This is a genomic window from Streptomyces sp. NPDC006309 (assembly GCF_040613095.1).
In the GTDB taxonomy this organism is placed as follows: domain Bacteria; phylum Actinomycetota; class Actinomycetes; order Streptomycetales; family Streptomycetaceae; genus Streptomyces.
On sequence record NZ_JBEXRO010000002.1, the window covers coordinates 390143 to 407517 of the forward strand.

A 17375-nucleotide genomic window follows, 5' to 3' on the forward strand; every position below is an offset into this window, starting at 1 on the left:
AGGCAACCGGCTAAGGCGGTTCCTTCTCCGTCGAGCGGTCCCCGAGTTCCGTATTCCAAACGCGCCAGCGACTGATTTCCCGACGACTTCGGCGAAGCGTTACAGCAGGGCACTGGAGCGCATTCCTGTGCCATGCCGACCGCGGACCGGTCCGGAGCAGTACGGGGTGTCGGCGCGATCCGGTCGACCGACAGCCGCATGCCGTCCGGAATGCGGAGGCCGGGCGGCGCCACCAGTGACAGCCGATCTCCCTCCGGTGCACCGCCAGTCGACGGGCGAGATGCCGCAGGCGCGCCTCGGGCAGATCGATCGCCGACGCGTAGACAGGCGCGCGAAGCTCCTGGTGAGCATGGGTATCTTGCTCGTGCCCCCATCCACCAGGAGCTTTGTCTCAGGAACGTGGGGTGAAGGTGATCGGCAGTTTGTTCGCGCCTGTGTTCCCAGAATCAGGCAGCCACTCGGCATCTTCGCCTACACGCAGATCCGTCATTCGCGTAGCCAACGCCGAGAGAGCCACATTGATGTCCGCCCGGGCGACGAAATGCCCCAGACAATGATGCATGCCGCCACCGAACGCAAAATGAGGCGAACGATCAGCGTCGAGGTCAATACGGTCCGGGTTGTCATATTCGGCAGGATCAGTGGCCGATGAAAGGGTGAACAAGTGGACTGTTGTACCCTTTTCTATCGTGCGCTCCTTGTGCTGGAATGTCTCTGCCGCTTCGCGCGAGATCCATCGACCTATCGGATTGATGCGAAGCACTTCTTCGACTGCCTTGACAGAGTAGCGATCAGGGTTCGCAGCCAATTTTTCCCACTGGTCCGGCTGTTCAGAGAACGATGCAACAGCCAGAGCCAGTTGATTCCGGGTCGTGTCTATCCCTGCGAATATGAGCAGGATGATGAGATTGATCAGTTCCTCATCCGAGAGCTTGCCGGCATCCTCGTCCCTCGTCTCCACCAACGTGCTCAGAATGTCGTTCTGAGGAGACTCCCTCCTGCTTCGAACCAGAGACTCTGCATACCGAGTGAGTTCGACAATAGCTTCGTCGATCTGTGCGATATTCTCTTCGATCGTGATTCCGAGGCCGAGCCCGATCGTGGATGCGAGCTCATGGATCTGCTTCCAGTCATGCTCATCGATGCCCAGCATCATGCACAGGATCCTGGTCGCATACGGTGCCGCGAAGCGACTGGCGAAATCAGTCTGCCCCTCGCCGATCCATTCGTCTATCAGACTGTCCGCCAGGGCTCGAAACCGGGAGTGCAACGGCTCTATCCGGCGCGGGGAGAATGCCGGATTGACCAGGCGTCGGATCCTGTTGTGCTCGTCGCCCTCCAGCACAAGCAAAGTCTTCCGCCACCAACTGTCGAAGTGGCCATCGACCACTCCGTGCTGAGACGGCCATTTAGCTGACCCCTGTGCCAGATGAGGATTCTTCAGGAGGAAACTACTGTCCTCGTAAGAGAGGACGGCAATGCCCCAGTCAGTTCCTGCGTACCAATGGGCAGCTCGCGCCCTCCGCATTTCTTCTGAGTTCATACGGAAGTTTTTGTCACTGACGTCGAGGTGCAGAGGTGTGGATTGCTGCGCCATAGCGAACGACTCCCAATCGTCGAACATTGTGCCAATCGAGCCTTCTGTCGATCACCGTCGCCCGCCCCTCGAACCCGAGTCCGGCATCGACCCGTCATGCGGCGGTCGGACGGACCGGATCAGGCGGCTGCTGTCTCCTGTACACCGCTTGGCCGAACGGCCGGTCGGGAAGCAGGTCATTGTCAGCGACCTGCGCGACCACGATCAGTCCATGCCGGCGCGGCACGCGGATTCGGCTGGGGCAGGCGGATCGGAATCAGTCGGCGGTCAACGGGCCGATACGGTAGAGGACCTCGTCGTGGTGACTGTCGGAGAAGAGGCTGCTGGGGAACAGCACGCGAGTCTCGATAGGGGCCGAGTGCTTTTTGGCGAACTGCTTCAGCACCATGAGGATCGCCTTGTTCTCGGCGGAGACCGTGGCCTCGACGTACCGGGCACCATTGGCCACCTGCTGGTCGGCCGCGGCCTGGAAGAGCTTCACCCCGAGGAAGGGGATGCCGTGGCGCGGGTTGACGGCGGTTTGCCAGACGAAGTAGGTCTCGGGCTCGTCGGGGCGGCGGTAGCCGGTGAGGAAGCCGACGAGTTCGTCGTCCACGGTCGCAACCAGCGAACCGTCAGCGAAGTCCCGGAACCACAGCGTGTAGTAATAGACGCTGTTGGAGTCCAGGCCGGGGGTGTTCTCGACCAGCTTCCACACGGCTGGGCCGTCCTCGGGCACCGGTGCTCGGAAGACCGCCTGCTTCTTCGCGACGGTGCCCTGGTCTGCGCCGGCTGCGGGAGTGGTGATGATCGTCATGGTCGGACCGCCTCGGTCTCTGTCAGCAGTGGATGGACGCCGCGGGCGCGGTCATGCCGTCTCGAAGACGGCGCGTTGTGCGATGCGCAGCCCTTGGTCGAGTTCGTCGGTGGTGATGGTCAGTGGGGGCAGCAGCTTGACGACCTGGTCATGTGCTCCGGAAGTCTCGATGAGCAGTCCGAGTTCGAAGGCTCGGCGTGCGGCGCGGCCGGCGTGCTGGGGATCGGAGAGCTCCAGGCCCCAGACCATCCCGCGGCCGCGGTAGGCGGATCCGCTGTGGTGCGCGGCAGTGTCGCGCAGCGCGGCTTCGATGGTCTGGGCATGTGCCAGGGTCTGCTGCTTCAGCTTGTCGTCGGCCCAGTAGGCGTTGAGGGCGGCGGCCGCAGTGACGAAGGCGGGATTGTTGCCGCGGAATGTGCCGTTGTGTTCGCCCGGCTCCCAGACGTCCAGTTCCGGTCGGAACAGGCACAGGGACATGGGCAGTCCGTACCCGCTGATGGATTTGGAGACGGTGACGATGTCCGGGGTGATGCCGGCCTCTTCGAAGGAGAAGAACGCTCCGGTACGGCCGCAGCCCATCTGGATGTCGTCGACGATCAGCAGCATGTCGTGCTGCTGACAGAGCTGGGCGAGGGCCCGCAGCCACTGCGGGCGAGCCACGTTGATGCCGCCCTCGCCCTGGATCGTCTCCACGATCACTGCGGCCGGCTGGTCCAGCCCGGATCCGTGGTCCCCGAGCAACTGCTCGAACCACAGGAAGTCGGGTGTCTTCCCGCCCATATAGTGGTCGAAGGGCATGGGAGTGGTGTGCACGAGCGGGACGCCGGCGCCGGCCCGTTTGAAGGCGTTGCCGGTCACCGCCAGTGAGCCCAGCGACATGCCGTGGAAGGCGTTGGTGAAGGAGACGACCGTCTCGCGCCCCTTGACCTTGCGCGCCAGCTTGAGGGCGGCTTCGACGGCGTTGGTGCCCGTCGGGCCCGGGAACATGACCTTGTAGGGCAGTTCCCGCGGGCGCAGGATCATGTTCTGGAAGAACTCGAGGAACGCGCGCTTGGCCGTGGTCGACATGTCCAGGCCGTGCGTGACGCCGTCGCGCTCCAGGTAGTCGAGCAGGGCGCGCTTCAGCACCGGGTTGTTGTGGCCGTAGTTGAGGGATCCGGCGCCGGCGAAGAAGTCGAGGTACTCGTGTCCGTCCTCGTCGTACATCCGGCTGCCCTGCGCCCGGTCGAACACGGTGGGCCAGCTGCGGCAGTAGCTGCGGACCTCCGACTCCAGGGTCGTGAAGACGCTCAGGTCGGGCTGGACGATCGTCATGCCGATACCTGCTCGGGCTGTGTGGCGAGTACGAAGTCGGTGAAGGTGTCCACCGAGATGAAGTCGTCCGCCTCCAGGTCCTCCGGGTCGACGACCAGGCCGATGGAGTCCTCCAGGGCCATCAGCATCTCGAGCATGGTGGTGGAGTCGAGGTGCAGGTCGTCGAAGAGCTTCACGTCGCCGGTGAGGCCGGTGACGGGGCGCTCCAGGACGTCGGTGAGGGCGTTCTCGAGGGCGGTGACGACGTTCTGGCGATCCATGGTGATGTCCTTACGTCTGCTGAGGAGTTGCTGTGGTCGGGTGCGAGGGAGGATCAGTGGGCGAGGCGGGCCTGTAGGGCCTCGGCGGTGACCGGGGTGGCCGGGGTCTGCTCGATCAGAGCGGCCAGCTTCTTGCGGTCGACCTTGCCGTTGCCGTTGGTGGGCAGGGCGTCGAGGCGGACGCAGCGCCGCGGGATCTTGAAGGGCTCGATGTGGTCGCGCATGCCCTCGCGCACCTCCTCCGCGGTGATGTCGGCGACCACCGCGAGGAGCGCGGTCCGCTTGCCCTCGGGCGGCAGTACGGCGGCCGAGGTCACCCCGTCGACGCGGGTCGCGGCGGCTTCGACCTCGGTGGCGCTGAGACGGAATCCCCGCTCCTTGTACAGGTCGTCCCGGCGGCCGGAGAAGTAGAGGTAACCCTCCTTGTCCAGCCGGCCGTAGTCACCGGTGCGCAGCTCGGGGAACAGTCCCTCCGCGCGGGGGAAACGCTCGGCGGTCAGCTCGGGGCGTTTCCAGTACCCCGCCATGACGTTCGGGCCACGCACGACGAACTGGCCGATCTGTCCGGGAGGCAGCCGGTTCCCGTCGTCGTCGATGACGAAGACCTCGGTGCCCGGCAGCGGCAGTCCGCAGGATCCCGGGTGGTCGAGGTCTCCGTCCGGCGGCATGATCGCCGTGCGCTTGCACTCTGTGAGTCCGTACATGACCTGGATCCGCAGCTGGGGCAGTGCGGCCCGCAGCCCGGACATGGTGGTTTCGGAGAGGGCCGCTCCGGTGTTGGTCAGCAGCCGCAGCCGGCTCGGTCCTCCGCTGCTGCTGCGGCGCAGCAGCCAGGCGAGCCGGTCGGCAATGGACGGCACGGCGGGCAGTACGGTCGCCCCGGCATCCTCCAGGCTGCGCACCAGCGGGGGGCCGGCCTCGGCGACCGTGCCCAGGTGCAGTCGGGCCCCGCTCAGGGCCGCGAGATAGACCTGGTAGAGGCCGTAGTCGAAGGAGAGCGGCAGCGGACAGTACACGACGTCGTCGCTGCGATATTCCAGACACTCCTGAATCGCGGAGACGGCGAAGATCACCTGCTGATGGGTGCTGACCACCGCCTTGGGCAGCGAGGTGGTGCCCGAGGTGTAGATCAGGCTGACGGGGTCCACGGCCAAGGCGCCCTGGCCGGTGGGAGTGAGTGACGCATCGGTGTCCGCATCGAGCGCGGTCCGGACGAGCTCGTCGAGCCTGAGGAATCGCACATCGTGCTCGGCGGCCGTCTGTCCTGCATCGGGATCGTCGGAAACCAGCAGCTTGGGTCCGCAGTCCCGAAGCACATGTTCCAGTGGCCCGCCGCGTACCTGTTCGTGCAGCACGCTGAAGACGGCGCCCAGCCGGGAGGCCGCGTAGACCAGCACGGCGATGCCGATCCCGTCGGCTGCGGTGACGACGATCCGGTCGCCGCGCCGCAGTCCTTCGCGCTGAAGGAAGGCCGCCGTCCTGGTGCTGGCAGTGGCGAGTTCTGCGTAGGTCAAGCTGCGGTCCCGCGAGCTCAGTGCGGCAGACCGAGGGCTGCGGTCAGCGGCCGCCTCCAGGAGTTCGTGCAGCAGCTGCGCTGTGCGCGCCATCAGCTCTCCTCGGCAATGGGATGGAGGGCGGTCGCCGTGTCCGTCCTGCGGTACGGGACGACAGTGGTGGCGGTGGCGGTGCACACGAGCTGGGGCGCATCGAGGACCGCGGCGACGCTCTCGCCCGCTCCGGGGCAGGCACTGAGGACTTTGTGTGCCTGGAGTTCGACCACCCGGCGCAGCCGCGTCTGCCGTACCAGCCGTCCGCGTGCCTCGATGTAGTCGCCTGGTTTCACGGGTGCGGAGAAGCGGACGTCGCTGTACTGGGCCAGCAGCCCCTCGTCGCCGTCCGTGCGGATGGTGATTTCGGTGACCAGATCGCCGAACAGTCGCAGAAGGCGGGCGCCGTCCACCAGGCCACCCCCGTAATGGGCATCCTCCTGGCCGATTCGTACGCGGAGAAACGCTGTGGTCTCCGGGGCTTGTTCACCACGGGCACTCTGCTGGACGGGGGCGATCGTGTTGATGCTCGGCGGCGACACGGCGTCAGGCTCCTCTGATTCTGTGGATTCTGTTCGTCCGTTTTCGGCTGCTGCACCGGCGGCCCAGGGGAGGCCGATGGCGACTGCGGCTACGACGTTCTGTTTGTGGGTGATGGACACCGAGACGGAGGACGGGCGCAACTGGGCGGCTCGCCCCCGGAAGTGGACGACGGGGGCACCGTGCGACGTGTGCTCCACGCATATCTCCCGCGGCGCCACTCCCTGGAGGAAGCCGATTCCCAGGACCTTGAGGATGGCCTCCTTGGCGGCGAACCGGCCGGCCAGGAACTCCAGGCGCCGATGGACACCGAGGGTCTCGGCATGGGCCAGTTCCTCGGGGGCGAAGCTGAAGCGCAGGAACCAGGGTCGCTCGACCAGGCGGCGGAGCTCTGAGCAGTCGAGGACATCCAGCCCGACCCGGGCGGCCCGGCTTGCTGCGACGTTCATACGGAAACGGTGCGGAAATCGATGAGGTGCTGCTTGGCCAGCAGATCCTCCGTGGTGTCGCGTTCCCGGACCAGATGGGCCCGGCCGCCATGCACCATCACCTCGGCTGGGAAGCCGTGGCTGAGGAAGAGCCCGGGTGAGGCGGTAGGCCCGTAGGCCCCGGACCGCTCCACCGCCAGCAGATCCCCCGGCCGCACTTCCGGCAGCTGAACCTTCTTGGCGATCACGTCGTTGGGCGTGCACAGCGGCCCGGTCACGCTGTAGGGCCGCAGCGCTCCAGCCGCCCGGTTCCCCAGATGGCGGATCGGGAAGTTGCGCTTGACGAAGCTCCCGACACCGACAGCGGCCATGTGGTGGTTGGTGCCACCATCGGCGACCACGAAGCTCTCCCCCATGGAGTCCTTCACATAGCGGGCCCGGACGACGTAAGTGCCGGCCGTGGCCGTCAGGAACCGGCCCAGCTCCATGATCATCCGGCAGTGCGGATTGCGCGCGGAGAAGGGGGAGAGAACTTCCGCCAGTCCGGTTCCCAGCGCGGCGAGGTCCAGGTCCTCCTCGTTGTCGAAGTAGGCGACGCCGAGCCCGCCGCCGAAGTCCACGGTCTCCAGGGGGAAGCCGAGCCGTCCGGCCAGATCCTCCGCGGTGGCGAGGATCTGGCGGGTGTTGTGGACGATGTCCTCGTGGTTCAGGAACCGTGTCCCCATGTAGGCGTGCACCCCCTTCACCCGGATGTTGTGCAGGGCTGCGAGTCGGTGCTTGGAGTCACGCAGTTCGGCTTCGTCGATGCCGAACTGTCGGGGCTTACCCCCCATGGCCAGTCCAGACCCCTTGCTGCCGAAAGCGGGGTTCACTCGCAAAAGCACCGGGAATTCGTCACGGCCGGCCGTTGCCAGCAGCGAGTCCAGCAGGTCGAGTTCCTCCAGCGATTCGCAGACAACCGCGTGGATTCCGGCTTCGATACACGCGGTGAGTTCCCGTTCGTCCTTGCCGGGGCCTAGAAAGATGATGTCCTGGGGCGCGACCCCGGCTCGTAGGGTGGTGACCAGTTCGGCATAGGAAGAAACCTCGGCGCCGGTACCCAACGAGTTCAGCAGTGCACAGACGCTCACGTTCGGGTTGGCTTTGAGCGAGTAGAAAACATCGACACTGGCGGGGAGAACGCCGCGCAGCTTGCGATACGTGCCTTCCAGAATGTCCGCGTCGTAGACGAACAGCGGGGTGCCGAACTCCTCGGCGAGTGCCGTCATCGTATGTCCCTGGAGGGCCTTCGAGGTAGCCATACAATCACTGCCATCCGCCGTCATCGAGCCAGCGGGTTACGGTCCGCTTCTCTGCGAGTGAGCTGCCTGGGGTGGATATCCGCTCTTTCATCGCTCGCCTCTCTCGCTGGTTTGTTGTCCAGCGATCACGATTCTGCGAGCTTCTGCGCGGCGAAGGAAGAAGTGACGGGTGGACTGAATCGGTCCTGACCTATTCAGGCCCCTAGTCGGACTTGGTATCCACCCAATGAGATGCCGGCGATCGCTATATTCCCCGTGCAGTCTGAATCAAACTGACTAAAAAGACTGGTTTCCCGCATTGGCCAACAGGAGCCTGAGGCAGCTGACTCGGCCCGAGATCGACCGGCACCGCGGCTACATGGAGAGGCCGCCTCGTGAGGTGACGGTCCCTACGATCCACCATCGCTTGTGGGACGAGAGGCTCAGATCGGCTACGGCTTCTCGGGCCGTGGGTCGATCCGCGGACCGGCGAGCGGCATCGGATCCGGGCGTCCGTGATGGTGCTGTCGTGCTCGCGGCACATGTTCGTCCGCCCCGACCTCCACCTGCATCAACACGCTTGGGACCGCACGCACGTTGCCGCGTTCCGCTACTTCGGCGGGGCCCCCCGCCGGCTGGTGCCGGACAAGAGTTCACCTCGATTGAGCACATGTGGGCAGAGGCCATCACCTGGTCCCGGAACGCCGCAGGCCGGCGGCCGTGCCGCCCGCTCGGCGGGACCGCTCCGTTCGGGTCTTCGCAACCCTGGAGGCGCCGCCTCCGCCGACCCCGTTCGTGTGGGCCGCCGGTCGACCGCGACGGTCGGCCCGGACCTCCGCACCGAAGGATGGCCGCACCCCGCACTTGAGCAGGGGCACGCACCGATTGGAGAGAGCATCCGCCGGAGAAGGTCGCCTTCCAGATGGCGACGCCGGTCCGGGGTCGCACTCAGGCATCCCGAGCCGGGGCGCCTGCCGAAGCGTCGCCGACAAGTTACTGGAGGTCAACGCGCTATTGACTCCGCGCGGACCAGGGAGTGCTGAGGCTGCGGAGGAAAGCGGTGAGCGGCGCCTGGGGGCCGCTACGCACGGGCGATCGCGGTCGGCGATGCCTCCTGTCGCACCATCAAGGACATGCCGCTCGCCAGGACCGAGAGCGGCTCAAGCCCGATCCCAGCGCAGATGGGAGAGCCGACATGTCCCGAGACGGTGGACGCACTCCGCGACGAAGCTGAGGGAAGCGTCTGATGAGCGTGATGGACACCGCTCTTCGCGAGGTCGCTGATCGCCCTGCGGCTCTCGGGCAGGCTCGAAACCCTCGACGCCCGCCTCTCTCCGGCCCAGGGACGGCGAGTTCGGCCACCTCGACTTCCTCTGGACCCTTTGCCGGACGAGGTCGGCCGCCCGTGCACCGGGCCTGGACCGCGCCCTGAAGCAGATCGCCAAGCAGCGCGGCGTGGTCGTCCTGCTCGACGGGACCCTGTTCTGCACTCGGCTCCGTACCGGGGCGGACAACCGCAAGAACTACAGCGGGAAGCGCAAGGCCAACGGCCGGCTGCTTCTCGCGCTCACCGACGAGAGGGGCAACCTGATCTGGATCTCCTCGGCGAGGGCCGGCGGGTTCAGCGAGATCACCACCGCTCCCCACGACGAGCACCGCACGCCTCCGCGAGGCCGGCCTCGGCGCCCTGGCCGGCTTCGGCCTCCCTGGACGACCAGCCCGACGACGATCCGGTGATCATCATCGGCCGCAGGGCGGGTCCGGAACCACAGGCTCACCGACGCGGAGGTGACCGACGCTCTCCCCGAGACGATCACACTCCCGACCGGCACGAGTACGTCACTTCCGACCCACACCAGCCAGGGGACCTGCGCGAGCAGAATGAGATGGTCTCATTCGAACTCATGGAGAAGGAGAGGCGCTTCAGCGCGTCGCAGGCACCATTCAGCCAGCTGAGGACACACAGCGGCAGCGCGTACCCAGATCTGCTCCGCGGTCGCCTCAGCCTCATTCAGTGAGGCGACGCGGAGGAAGAGACCGATGACAGGGTGAGGCCGTGCCTGGAGATGCACGCTGACGTGTTCAAGAACGTCCGGTGCCGTGGCTTCGAGCAGCTGCCTGATCTCGGCAGGCAGGGGAGCATCGCCTGAGGGGGCAATAGCGAGATGGACGAGGTACATGAGGCCACTGTCCTATTCGAATTGTCAATCCCTTCGGCTGCTTGTCGGCCAGCGACTGTACGGACCATCAAGGCCGGATGAGTCCCCTCGCGACCGCGTGCACGCCCGCCTGGAAACGGCTTCGCGCGCCAAGGTGTTCCATGAGTTTCGTGGCGATGCGGCGTGCCGTGCGAGCCGACACACCCAACCGCGCCGCGACGGATTCGTCGGTGTGCCCCAGGGACAACAGCCGCAGGACTTCCGTCTGCTGCGGATTCAGCCTCTGCGTATCTGACGGTAAGGCGGTCGCACCCATCGGCTGGGCAGACTGCCACACGCTCTCGAACAGGGCGCACAGCGATGAGACTACTCCTGCCGTCTGGAGGACCACTGCCCCGGCGGCGGTGTCGTCGCAGTCAGCGGCGACGACGGCGATCCTCCGGTCACAGATGATCATGCGGTTCGGTAAAGAGGGGACGGTCCGTATTCGCCCGCCGAGCGCGGCTAGCCAATCAGCGTGCGCCACCGTGGCAGGATCGTTGCGGGCGCTGTCCAGATACACTGTGCGCATCCGCACGCCGCGCTCCAGCAGGTCCTCGGCGAGCGGCCGTGAGCTGCGCACATTGGCCGCCGTCTGGGCTCCGCCCGGAGCGAATGTCAACAGCTCGTCCTCGACCCTGTCGTACAAAGTCGCCAGGTAGTCGCGGACGCAGTCGACCCCTTTCAGGCGATGCAACTCGTCTTTTTCCTGGGTGAATTCCGATTTGAGCTGTACGGCGGCAGCCTGAGCCTCTTGCACACGTTGCTGTTGCGCGGCGAGCTCGGCTCGTTGCCTTGCCAGCAGAATGTCTGCGGCCAGGTGCGGGTCGACTGCGTGGAAATTCTGGGGATCTTCGGAGGAACACCGTACCAGAGCCAGTTCGCTGAGAGTGTCGAGTGCTGTCAGTACCGCCTGCTCAGTCAGCTGGAGGCGGTGCATCAGATCGGCCACACCGTGCTGCGGGTGCGCCAGCATCTCGCGGTAGACCACCTCGGCCGTGGCGTCCATTCCCAGAACATCGAACATGCGATTCCACCTCTTAAACAGCGTGCGATAGCAAGACGACGGAGCGCGGCAGTCTGAATACTATGGAGAGCGCCGCCGCGAAATCACAAGGACCAGCGATCGCGAACCGCACGGAGGTGTAGGTGGCGGCCGTGTCGCGGGCCGCTCCGGCCAGCAGTGCCGCCAGTCCTGTGCCGGCCTGGTGGAGAGCATTGACCCGGCCGAAGACGATCGTGGTGTCCTCGCCGCAGAAGTCGCGGCAGACAAGGGATGGTGGTCAGCCGGCAAGGCTTGAGGTTTTGCGCTTGTTGGCGAGGAAGCGTGCCTTTTTCTCACGGTTCCCACAGGTATTCATGTCGCACCATCTGCGGGTGCAGCCTCGGCTGGTGTCGAAGAACGCGGCTCGGCACGTCGGGGATGCGCACAAGGAAATCTTTCCTTCTCGTTCTCCCGCAAGGAGACTGATCGCATCGGCGGCGATCACGCTGAGCGCGTCTTCTACAGAAGCAGAACTCAGCCGCCACTCGCGGCTGCCCTCGGCCGTCAGGATGGCCGAGGCCAGACCGCGAGTACTACAGTCATTGATGACTTGGATAGCCGAAGAGGGAAGCGGGTCCTGGTTTGCGACGGCGGTAGCAGCTGCGTGAATCGATTCCCGTAGTTCTCGAGCGTGGTCGAGCTGGGACTGGGTGCAGGAGTCGACCGCGAGCCCATTGACCGCCAACCAGTCCACGAGCCGGGATGGCACGGGAATGCGCTCCAGTGCCTCGCCGCAGCGCTCCGACAAGGTCGCCGTGAAGCTAGTCGCTAGCACCTTGCCCAGACGGAACTCGGGGAAATAGACGACAGCCATCGAACCATCTTAGCCGGTTGCTTCGTGAGGCGCAAGGATGACAGAACCTCTACAGATGGTTCTGTGTCGACTCGGAGAATTCGTGAGGCAGTACCTTCCACTCCACCATCGTCGGGTGCAGCCGGACGTTGGCGTGGTGTGGTGGGGCACCGAGTAGAGGACGCGGCCCGCCTTCGGTGTGGCGGTCCGGGCCGACCGTCGCGGTCGACCGGCGGGCCAACACAAGCGGGGCGGATGCGGCAGCGGAGTCTCCGCCCCCAGGGCTGCGAAGACCCCCATCGGAGCGGCCCCGCCGAGCGGGCGGCATGGTCGCTGGCCTGCGACTTCCAGAGCTCGAACCACTCGGCGCGGAGAATATCCCGATCGCCGACAACTCAATGCTCGGGTACGGAATCCGCTACGGGCCTGAACAGGCCAGGACCGATTCAGGCCACCCGTCACTTCTTCCTTCGCCGCACGGAAGCTCATAGCATCGTGATTGCTGGAGAATGCACCAGCGAAAGTAACGAGCGATGAGAGACCAGGGCATATGAAGATTGTTGTTGACAGGATCAAGTGCCAGAACCATGGACAGTGCGCGATTTCAGCTCCGACCAACTTCGAACTCGACACCAATGGGGATCTCCAATATCAAGAAACGTTCGATGAAGAAAATATCAACGATATCGAGGACGCTATCGACTCTTGCCCTCTGCAAGCAATCCTTTTGAGTAGTGATGCCGTCAATGGCTAACGGAGAGCCGCTTATCGGAATAGTCGGTTCCGGCGTCGCTGGTTTGCGAGCGGCCAACGCGATACTCAAATGTGAAGTCGACGCCAGGATCGTCATTTTCGGAGACGAGACTCACCGCACTTACAATCGGCCGGGCCTAACGAAGAAACGGTATCCGCCATCGGATGCCCTTGAAACGACTATCGCCGAAGATTTGAAGGTCAACGGAGCCGAAAATAACGCTCTGACCTGGCAGCTCGGCACTAGGGTCGAAACGGCAGACCTGCGTAACAAGGTCCTGCATCTGAGTACAGGTGAGACATTTGGATATGATCGTCTAGTGATCGCTGCGGGCGTGCGCCCGCGTACCTCGGTCCCGGGCAACAGGGAGTGCGAGTTTCACGCGCATAGAACCCTGCGCGATTTGAACGATGCACGATACATTCATGATCAACTCCAGACAAGTAAGAAAGTTACGATAGTAGGTGCCGGATTCGTTGCTTGTGAGCTTGCTTCGCTGGCTAAAGGGTACGGTTGCGAAGTTCTTATGCTGGAAGCGCTACGACGCGGGCCATTCGAAAGTATTTTGGGTGAGCACGTCTCAAGCGCGCTTGGGCGTTGGATCGTTCAGAACGGCGTTACGCTTCTGACAGGCGATTCTGCAAGGGCACTGCTTTGCGATCGCGCTGTTGGGTCTTCAAGAGATGTGAGCGGCGCAAAAGCCTTGAATCCGAGGTCCTCATCAGATCGATCTCTGTTTATTGAAGCGATCGGAAGTGTTCCCAACGTAGAATGGCTACATGGGAATGCCCTAGATCTGTCTGATGGGGTGCGCGTCGACGAATACATGCGCGTGTCAGAGTGTGAGGACGTGTTCGCGGCCGGGGATATCGCTTGTTACCCTGACCCGTGGATGGCGGGAAACCTCACGCGTATGGAGTTCTGGAAGAACGCGATTGACACTGGCGATCTCGCGGGTAGGTCTTTGGCATCATCTTTGGGTTATGATGCAAGAATCTCCCAAATTGGATACTTCCCCAGCATAGCTACCGAAATATTCGGACTACGCATCCAGATTGCCGGCAACCCGAAGATGGCAGATTCCATGGAGATTGTCTGTGGAGATCTGGATCAGCTGGACCAGGGAGTGCTCGTTGCGTTCCTCCGGGAGGGCGTAACAGTCGGTGCTGCTTATATGGACAAAGGCGCTCGGTTCAATAGCCTCTACATAAATCTTTTGAAATCGTTGAAAGTTACTAGAGTAGATTCAGCTAATGCGGTGTAGCTCCGCCCGCCGGTCGATCAGCGCCTGCCCGGCAACCGTATTGACCACAAGTCACGGGAACCGTTCGACGCCAAAGCCGCCATCGGCCGCACCCCTGTGGTCGCCGATGGCGGCTAGAGGGGCACGGGTCTGACGCCATTGCCGATTGAAGGGCGACGGAGTCCACCACGCGATGCGCGGCATCGCTCGCCTGCACAACCTCACCCTCGCCGGATGGACAAGGGAGATACCGCCCGTGGCCTCGTCCTCCGCGAAGGGAACGTCACGCGGCGATGGCCGGTGGACCCGGATCGGGGCCGGAGCGACACCCCGGGGCGAGCTGTGGGTACGCCCATCGTGGACCGGCCGAGGCGCTGCGCGGCCCGCGCGGTGGCCGGGGAGCCGCTGCGGCGGGCGGCCTCCACGATGACGGTGGTGCCCCTCCCCTGGTCCGTACGGCGATCACGCGGTAGCGGAGGATGAACCGGCTGGCTGTGGGGTGATCGCCGGACAGCAATTCACCCACCACCAGCCCTGTTCCGCGATGCAGACGATCAGTGCGGCGAGGCCGCGCGGATAGGGTCGGTCGCCCCCGCAGGCCAGGACTGCGACGCTGGCACTGCGGGTGGCGAGGGCGCCTCGGTGGGCGGCGCCGTCGACGCCGTAGGCCCCGCCCGAGACGACGACGGATCCGCGCTCGGCGAGGTCGGCGGCGAGGGTTGCCGTCGTGTGGGTGCCGTACTGGGTCGGGGCGCGGGCGCCGACCACGGCCACTGCCACGGCCGCGGAGTGGAGCGCCCCCATCCGCAGGTTCGGTCAGCCCCGTGCCCACAAACCGAGGAACCGCCCGTCACCGAGATCGGCGAGCTGGCGGGGCACCCGCCGTCCCGGAGGCACACGAACCGCGCCCCTGCGGCGCCGGGCCACCTCGAGTTCCCGCGCCGCCTCGACCCGCCCGTCCCGCGCGACGAGCCCGCCCACCGGTTCCCGCTCACGCCGGGCAGCGCCTGCCTGCCGCACCGCCGCCGCCGGACCAGCTCCCCATCCCCGACTCTCGTCACGGGCGCATGCCGCTCCCCAATCGCAGCCAGCACCCGCGAGCCGGCCTCTGGGCACCGCCTTCCGAGGTCCCGGCGCCGGCGCGCTGCCAGGTCGCGGTCGCCTCAGCCACGGCTCGATGGAGATGCCGGGTTCACCTCAGCTGCCGAGCCAGGCGAGGGCGGCCACCGTCATGGCGCTGACGCCGGTGTCCAGGGTCGGTTGGACGACGGGGGCGAAAGCGGGGCTGTGGTTGACCGGGACGTCCTGGGCGATGGTGCCCTTCTTGGCGGCCTCGGCATACAGCTCGGCGTCGATGCCCCCGATGCCCCAATAGGTGAACGGCGCGCCGAACGCTTGGGGGATCTCGCTCATGTCCTCGCTGGCGGTCTGCGGGTCGATGGTGTGTGCGTCGTCGCCGAAGTGGGCCGCGAACGCCTCGGCGACGCGCCGGGTCGTCTCCTCGTCGTTGACGGTGGGCGGGAAGGCGGCCGTTCGCTCGATCTCGGGTGCCTTCGGCGCCCCGGACGCCTCGCTCTCGGTCCGGACGATGCGCTCGATGGCCTTCAGGACCTGGCTGCGCGTGACTTGGTCGTAGGTGCGGATGTTGAGCTCGATGACGGCGCTGTCGGGGATGACGTTCGGGCCCGTGCCGGCGTGGATGCTGCCTACGGTGACGACGGCGGGGGTGATGGCGGCGAGTTCCCGGGAGACGATGGTCTGGAGGCGCACGACGATCATGGCGGCCATCACCACGGGGTCGACCGCGGCCTGGGGCATGGAGCCGTGGGCCCCTCGACCGTGGACGGTGATGCGCAGGCTGTCCGCGGCCGACAGGAAGGACCCCGGACGGGTGCCGACGTAGCCGGCCGGATAGGGCAGGACGTGCTGGGCGAGTACCACGTCAGGCTGGGGCACCCTTGCCGTGAGACCGTCGCCGATCATGGCGTGGGCGCCGTCGCCGTTCTCCTCCGAGGGCTGGAAGAGCGCCACGAAGGTACCGCGCCAGGCGTCCTTGGCCTGACTCATCAGCTGTGCGCAGCCGAGCAGAGCGGTCACGTGCACATCGTGTCCGCAGGCGTGCATGACCGGCTGCTCGGTGCCGTCCGGACCGGTCAGGGTCACGGTGGAGGCGTAGGGCAGCCCGGTCTGCTCGCGTACCGGGAGGGCGTCCATGTCCGCACGGGCCATGACGGTGGGTCCGTCGCCGTTGGCCAGCACGCCGGTCACACCCGTGCCACCGATGCCGTCGGTGACCTCGTACCCGAGATCCCGCAGGGCGTCGGACACCCTCTTCGCCGTGCGGTGCTCCCGCAGGCCGAGTTCGGGATGCCTGTGCAGATCCCGGTAAAGGTCCTCCAGATCGGAGCGGATACCGGCGAGGCCGGACAGCACTGCACGGTTTCGGTCGGTCACGACGTCTCCTTGCGCGGGTGGGGCTGCTCTTCCTTGCCGTTCCGGGCGGCGGTGCCGGCGCCGTGCCGCAGCGTCGCGGCCGTCACGGACCGGGGTTGCCAGTCCAGGCTGTTCGGCAGATTCCAGCCGAGCCGCACGGCAGTGAGCCGGAAGACCAGGGCCAGGGTGATGCCCAGGCCGGCGCCGACCGTCGGCACACCGAGGTACACGCAGATCACCGTGACTCCGGCGACCGCGATGGCGACGGTGGCGTACAGACCGTTGCCCCCGAAGACAGCCGGCACCCGGCCGAGGACGACATCGCGCAGGGCGCCGCCGCCGACGGCGGTCACGGCACCCAGGAGGACCGCCGGAAGCCACCCCAGCCCCACGGCGAGCGTCTTGTTGACCCCGGTGACCGCCCACAACCCGAGGACGGCGGCGTCGAGGACGGTGAAGAGCCGGGCCCAGGACGCCTCGCTGATCTTGATGAGAAAGACCACCACGGAACCGGCGATGGCGGTCGACAGGTAGGCGTAGTCCGTCAGCGCGACCGGTGTGCCGTGCTGAAGCAGCACGTCCCTGATCATGCCTCCGCCCAGACCAGAGATGATGCCCACCGCCAGGAAGCCGAACAGGTCCAGGCCGGCCGTGCGGGCCACAGCGCCCCCCAGCAGTGCGCACGAGAAGACACCGGCAAGGTCGAGATAGCGCGTCGCGAGCGTGAGTCCGGCGGGGATCAGGGGAGCCGACATCACGCACATGATGGACACGATGACGAGCCTAGTGACTCGGCGTCTCCTCGGCACCACGCGGGCGGGCCGGGGTGGTGCATGGCGGAGGGCCGCAGCGAGCCGTTCCGCGCCGGGATGGGTGCTGCCCCCGGGCTAGCGGGCTGTCGAGGTCCGCAGGCGGTGGGTGGCCGGGCCCGAAGGCGACCGGAACGGAACACCGCCGACTCCGCACGCGGCGATGGACGGGTCGGCGATCGTCGGGCCGCCCCGGCGAACACAGCGGTCGGTCCGGCACGGACCGGTCGGCCGACCGCAGGAGTCCGGCATGACCGACCGCTGCTCGGCCGACGGCCCGGGACGACGCGCCCGGGAGCGCGAAGGTCCGGCGCCGGCAGGGCGAAGAGGCGAAGCCG

At 65.9% G+C, this 17375-nt stretch carries 14 protein-coding genes and 2 pseudogenes; 4 read left to right on the plus strand and 12 right to left on the minus strand.

Going from position 1 to position 17375, the window contains the following annotated elements; all coding sequences use genetic code 11:
* Positions 1 to 391: 391 nt before the first annotated feature.
* From ABZ117_RS04230 to ABZ117_RS04260, 7 genes are all read right to left on the minus strand, one after another.
* Positions 392 to 1624, minus strand: coding sequence for a cytochrome P450 (locus ABZ117_RS04230; protein ID WP_356817200.1), 1233 nt, complete (start codon positions 1622 to 1624; stop codon positions 392 to 394).
* Between the two features lie 229 nt (positions 1625 to 1853).
* Positions 1854 to 2393: a diaminobutyrate acetyltransferase gene (gene ectA, locus ABZ117_RS04235; protein ID WP_356817202.1), complete on the minus strand. Its 540-nt coding sequence runs from the start codon at positions 2391 to 2393 to the stop codon at positions 1854 to 1856.
* 51 nt (positions 2394 to 2444) lie between these two features.
* Positions 2445 to 3707 carry a diaminobutyrate--2-oxoglutarate transaminase gene (gene ectB / locus ABZ117_RS04240; RefSeq protein ID WP_356817203.1) on the minus strand — a complete coding sequence of 421 codons (1263 nt, stop codon included), beginning with the start codon at positions 3705 to 3707 and terminating at the stop codon, positions 2445 to 2447.
* Positions 3704 to 3967 (minus strand): phosphopantetheine-binding protein, encoded by a 264-nt coding sequence (locus ABZ117_RS04245; protein ID WP_356817205.1) that lies wholly within the window; start codon positions 3965 to 3967, stop codon positions 3704 to 3706. The genes ectB and ABZ117_RS04245 overlap by 4 nt, the downstream gene beginning before the upstream one ends.
* Before the next feature lie 53 nt (positions 3968 to 4020).
* Entirely contained in the window at positions 4021 to 5574 is a 1554-nt protein-coding gene (locus ABZ117_RS04250; RefSeq protein WP_356817207.1) for a class I adenylate-forming enzyme family protein, read from the minus strand.
* The gene (locus ABZ117_RS04255; protein ID WP_356817209.1) at positions 5574 to 6503 is read right to left on the minus strand and encodes a holo-ACP synthase; all 930 of its coding nucleotides are present in this window, start codon (positions 6501 to 6503) and stop codon (positions 5574 to 5576) included. The genes ABZ117_RS04250 and ABZ117_RS04255 overlap by 1 nt, the downstream gene beginning before the upstream one ends.
* Entirely contained in the window at positions 6500 to 7750 is a 1251-nt protein-coding gene (locus ABZ117_RS04260) for a diaminopimelate decarboxylase (protein WP_356817211.1), read from the minus strand. The genes ABZ117_RS04255 and ABZ117_RS04260 overlap by 4 nt, the downstream gene beginning before the upstream one ends.
* A 1467-nt stretch (positions 7751 to 9217) precedes the next feature.
* On the opposite strand from ABZ117_RS04260, the gene ABZ117_RS04265 reads away from it, so the two are divergent.
* On the plus strand, positions 9218 to 9499 hold the full coding sequence (locus ABZ117_RS04265; protein WP_356817213.1) for a hypothetical protein: 282 nt from the start codon (positions 9218 to 9220) through the stop codon (positions 9497 to 9499).
* Positions 9500 to 10009: 510 nt separating this feature from the next.
* On the opposite strand, the gene ABZ117_RS04270 is transcribed toward ABZ117_RS04265, so the two are convergent.
* Together ABZ117_RS04270 and ABZ117_RS04275 are read right to left on the minus strand one after the other, a co-directional pair.
* Positions 10010 to 10987 (minus strand): LuxR C-terminal-related transcriptional regulator, encoded by a 978-nt coding sequence (locus ABZ117_RS04270; protein WP_356817214.1) that lies wholly within the window; start codon positions 10985 to 10987, stop codon positions 10010 to 10012.
* A gap of 256 nt (positions 10988 to 11243) precedes the next feature.
* A complete protein-coding gene (locus ABZ117_RS04275; protein WP_356817216.1) occupies positions 11244 to 11819 on the minus strand; it encodes a CGNR zinc finger domain-containing protein in 576 nt (191 codons plus the stop codon).
* Between the two features lie 529 nt (positions 11820 to 12348).
* Between ABZ117_RS04275 and ABZ117_RS04280 the strand changes: the two genes are divergently transcribed.
* The 3 genes and pseudogenes from ABZ117_RS04280 to ABZ117_RS04290 all read left to right on the plus strand — a co-directional run.
* A complete protein-coding gene (locus ABZ117_RS04280) occupies positions 12349 to 12552 on the plus strand; it encodes a ferredoxin (protein ID WP_356817403.1) in 204 nt (67 codons plus the stop codon).
* Positions 12545 to 13816 carry an NAD(P)/FAD-dependent oxidoreductase gene (locus ABZ117_RS04285; RefSeq protein ID WP_356817218.1) on the plus strand — a complete coding sequence of 424 codons (1272 nt, stop codon included), beginning with the start codon at positions 12545 to 12547 and terminating at the stop codon, positions 13814 to 13816. Before ABZ117_RS04280 ends, ABZ117_RS04285 begins: the two co-directional genes overlap by 8 nt.
* A gap of 12 nt (positions 13817 to 13828) precedes the next feature.
* Positions 13829 to 14030: pseudogene (locus ABZ117_RS04290) on the plus strand (IS5/IS1182 family transposase); the annotation flags it as partial.
* On the opposite strand, the pseudogene ABZ117_RS04295 reads toward ABZ117_RS04290, so the two are convergent.
* From ABZ117_RS04295 to ABZ117_RS04305, 3 genes and pseudogenes are all read right to left on the minus strand, one after another.
* Positions 14017 to 14856, minus strand: a pseudogene (locus ABZ117_RS04295) (DNA-processing protein DprA). The pseudogenes ABZ117_RS04290 and ABZ117_RS04295 overlap by 14 nt on opposite strands.
* Before the next feature lie 136 nt (positions 14857 to 14992).
* Positions 14993 to 16249 (minus strand): M20 family metallopeptidase, encoded by a 1257-nt coding sequence (locus ABZ117_RS04300; protein ID WP_356817220.1) that lies wholly within the window; start codon positions 16247 to 16249, stop codon positions 14993 to 14995.
* The gene (locus tag ABZ117_RS04305; protein ID WP_356817221.1) at positions 16246 to 16983 is read right to left on the minus strand and encodes a trimeric intracellular cation channel family protein; all 738 of its coding nucleotides are present in this window, start codon (positions 16981 to 16983) and stop codon (positions 16246 to 16248) included. Before ABZ117_RS04305 ends, ABZ117_RS04300 begins: the two co-directional genes overlap by 4 nt.
* Positions 16984 to 17375: the final 392 nt, after the last annotated feature.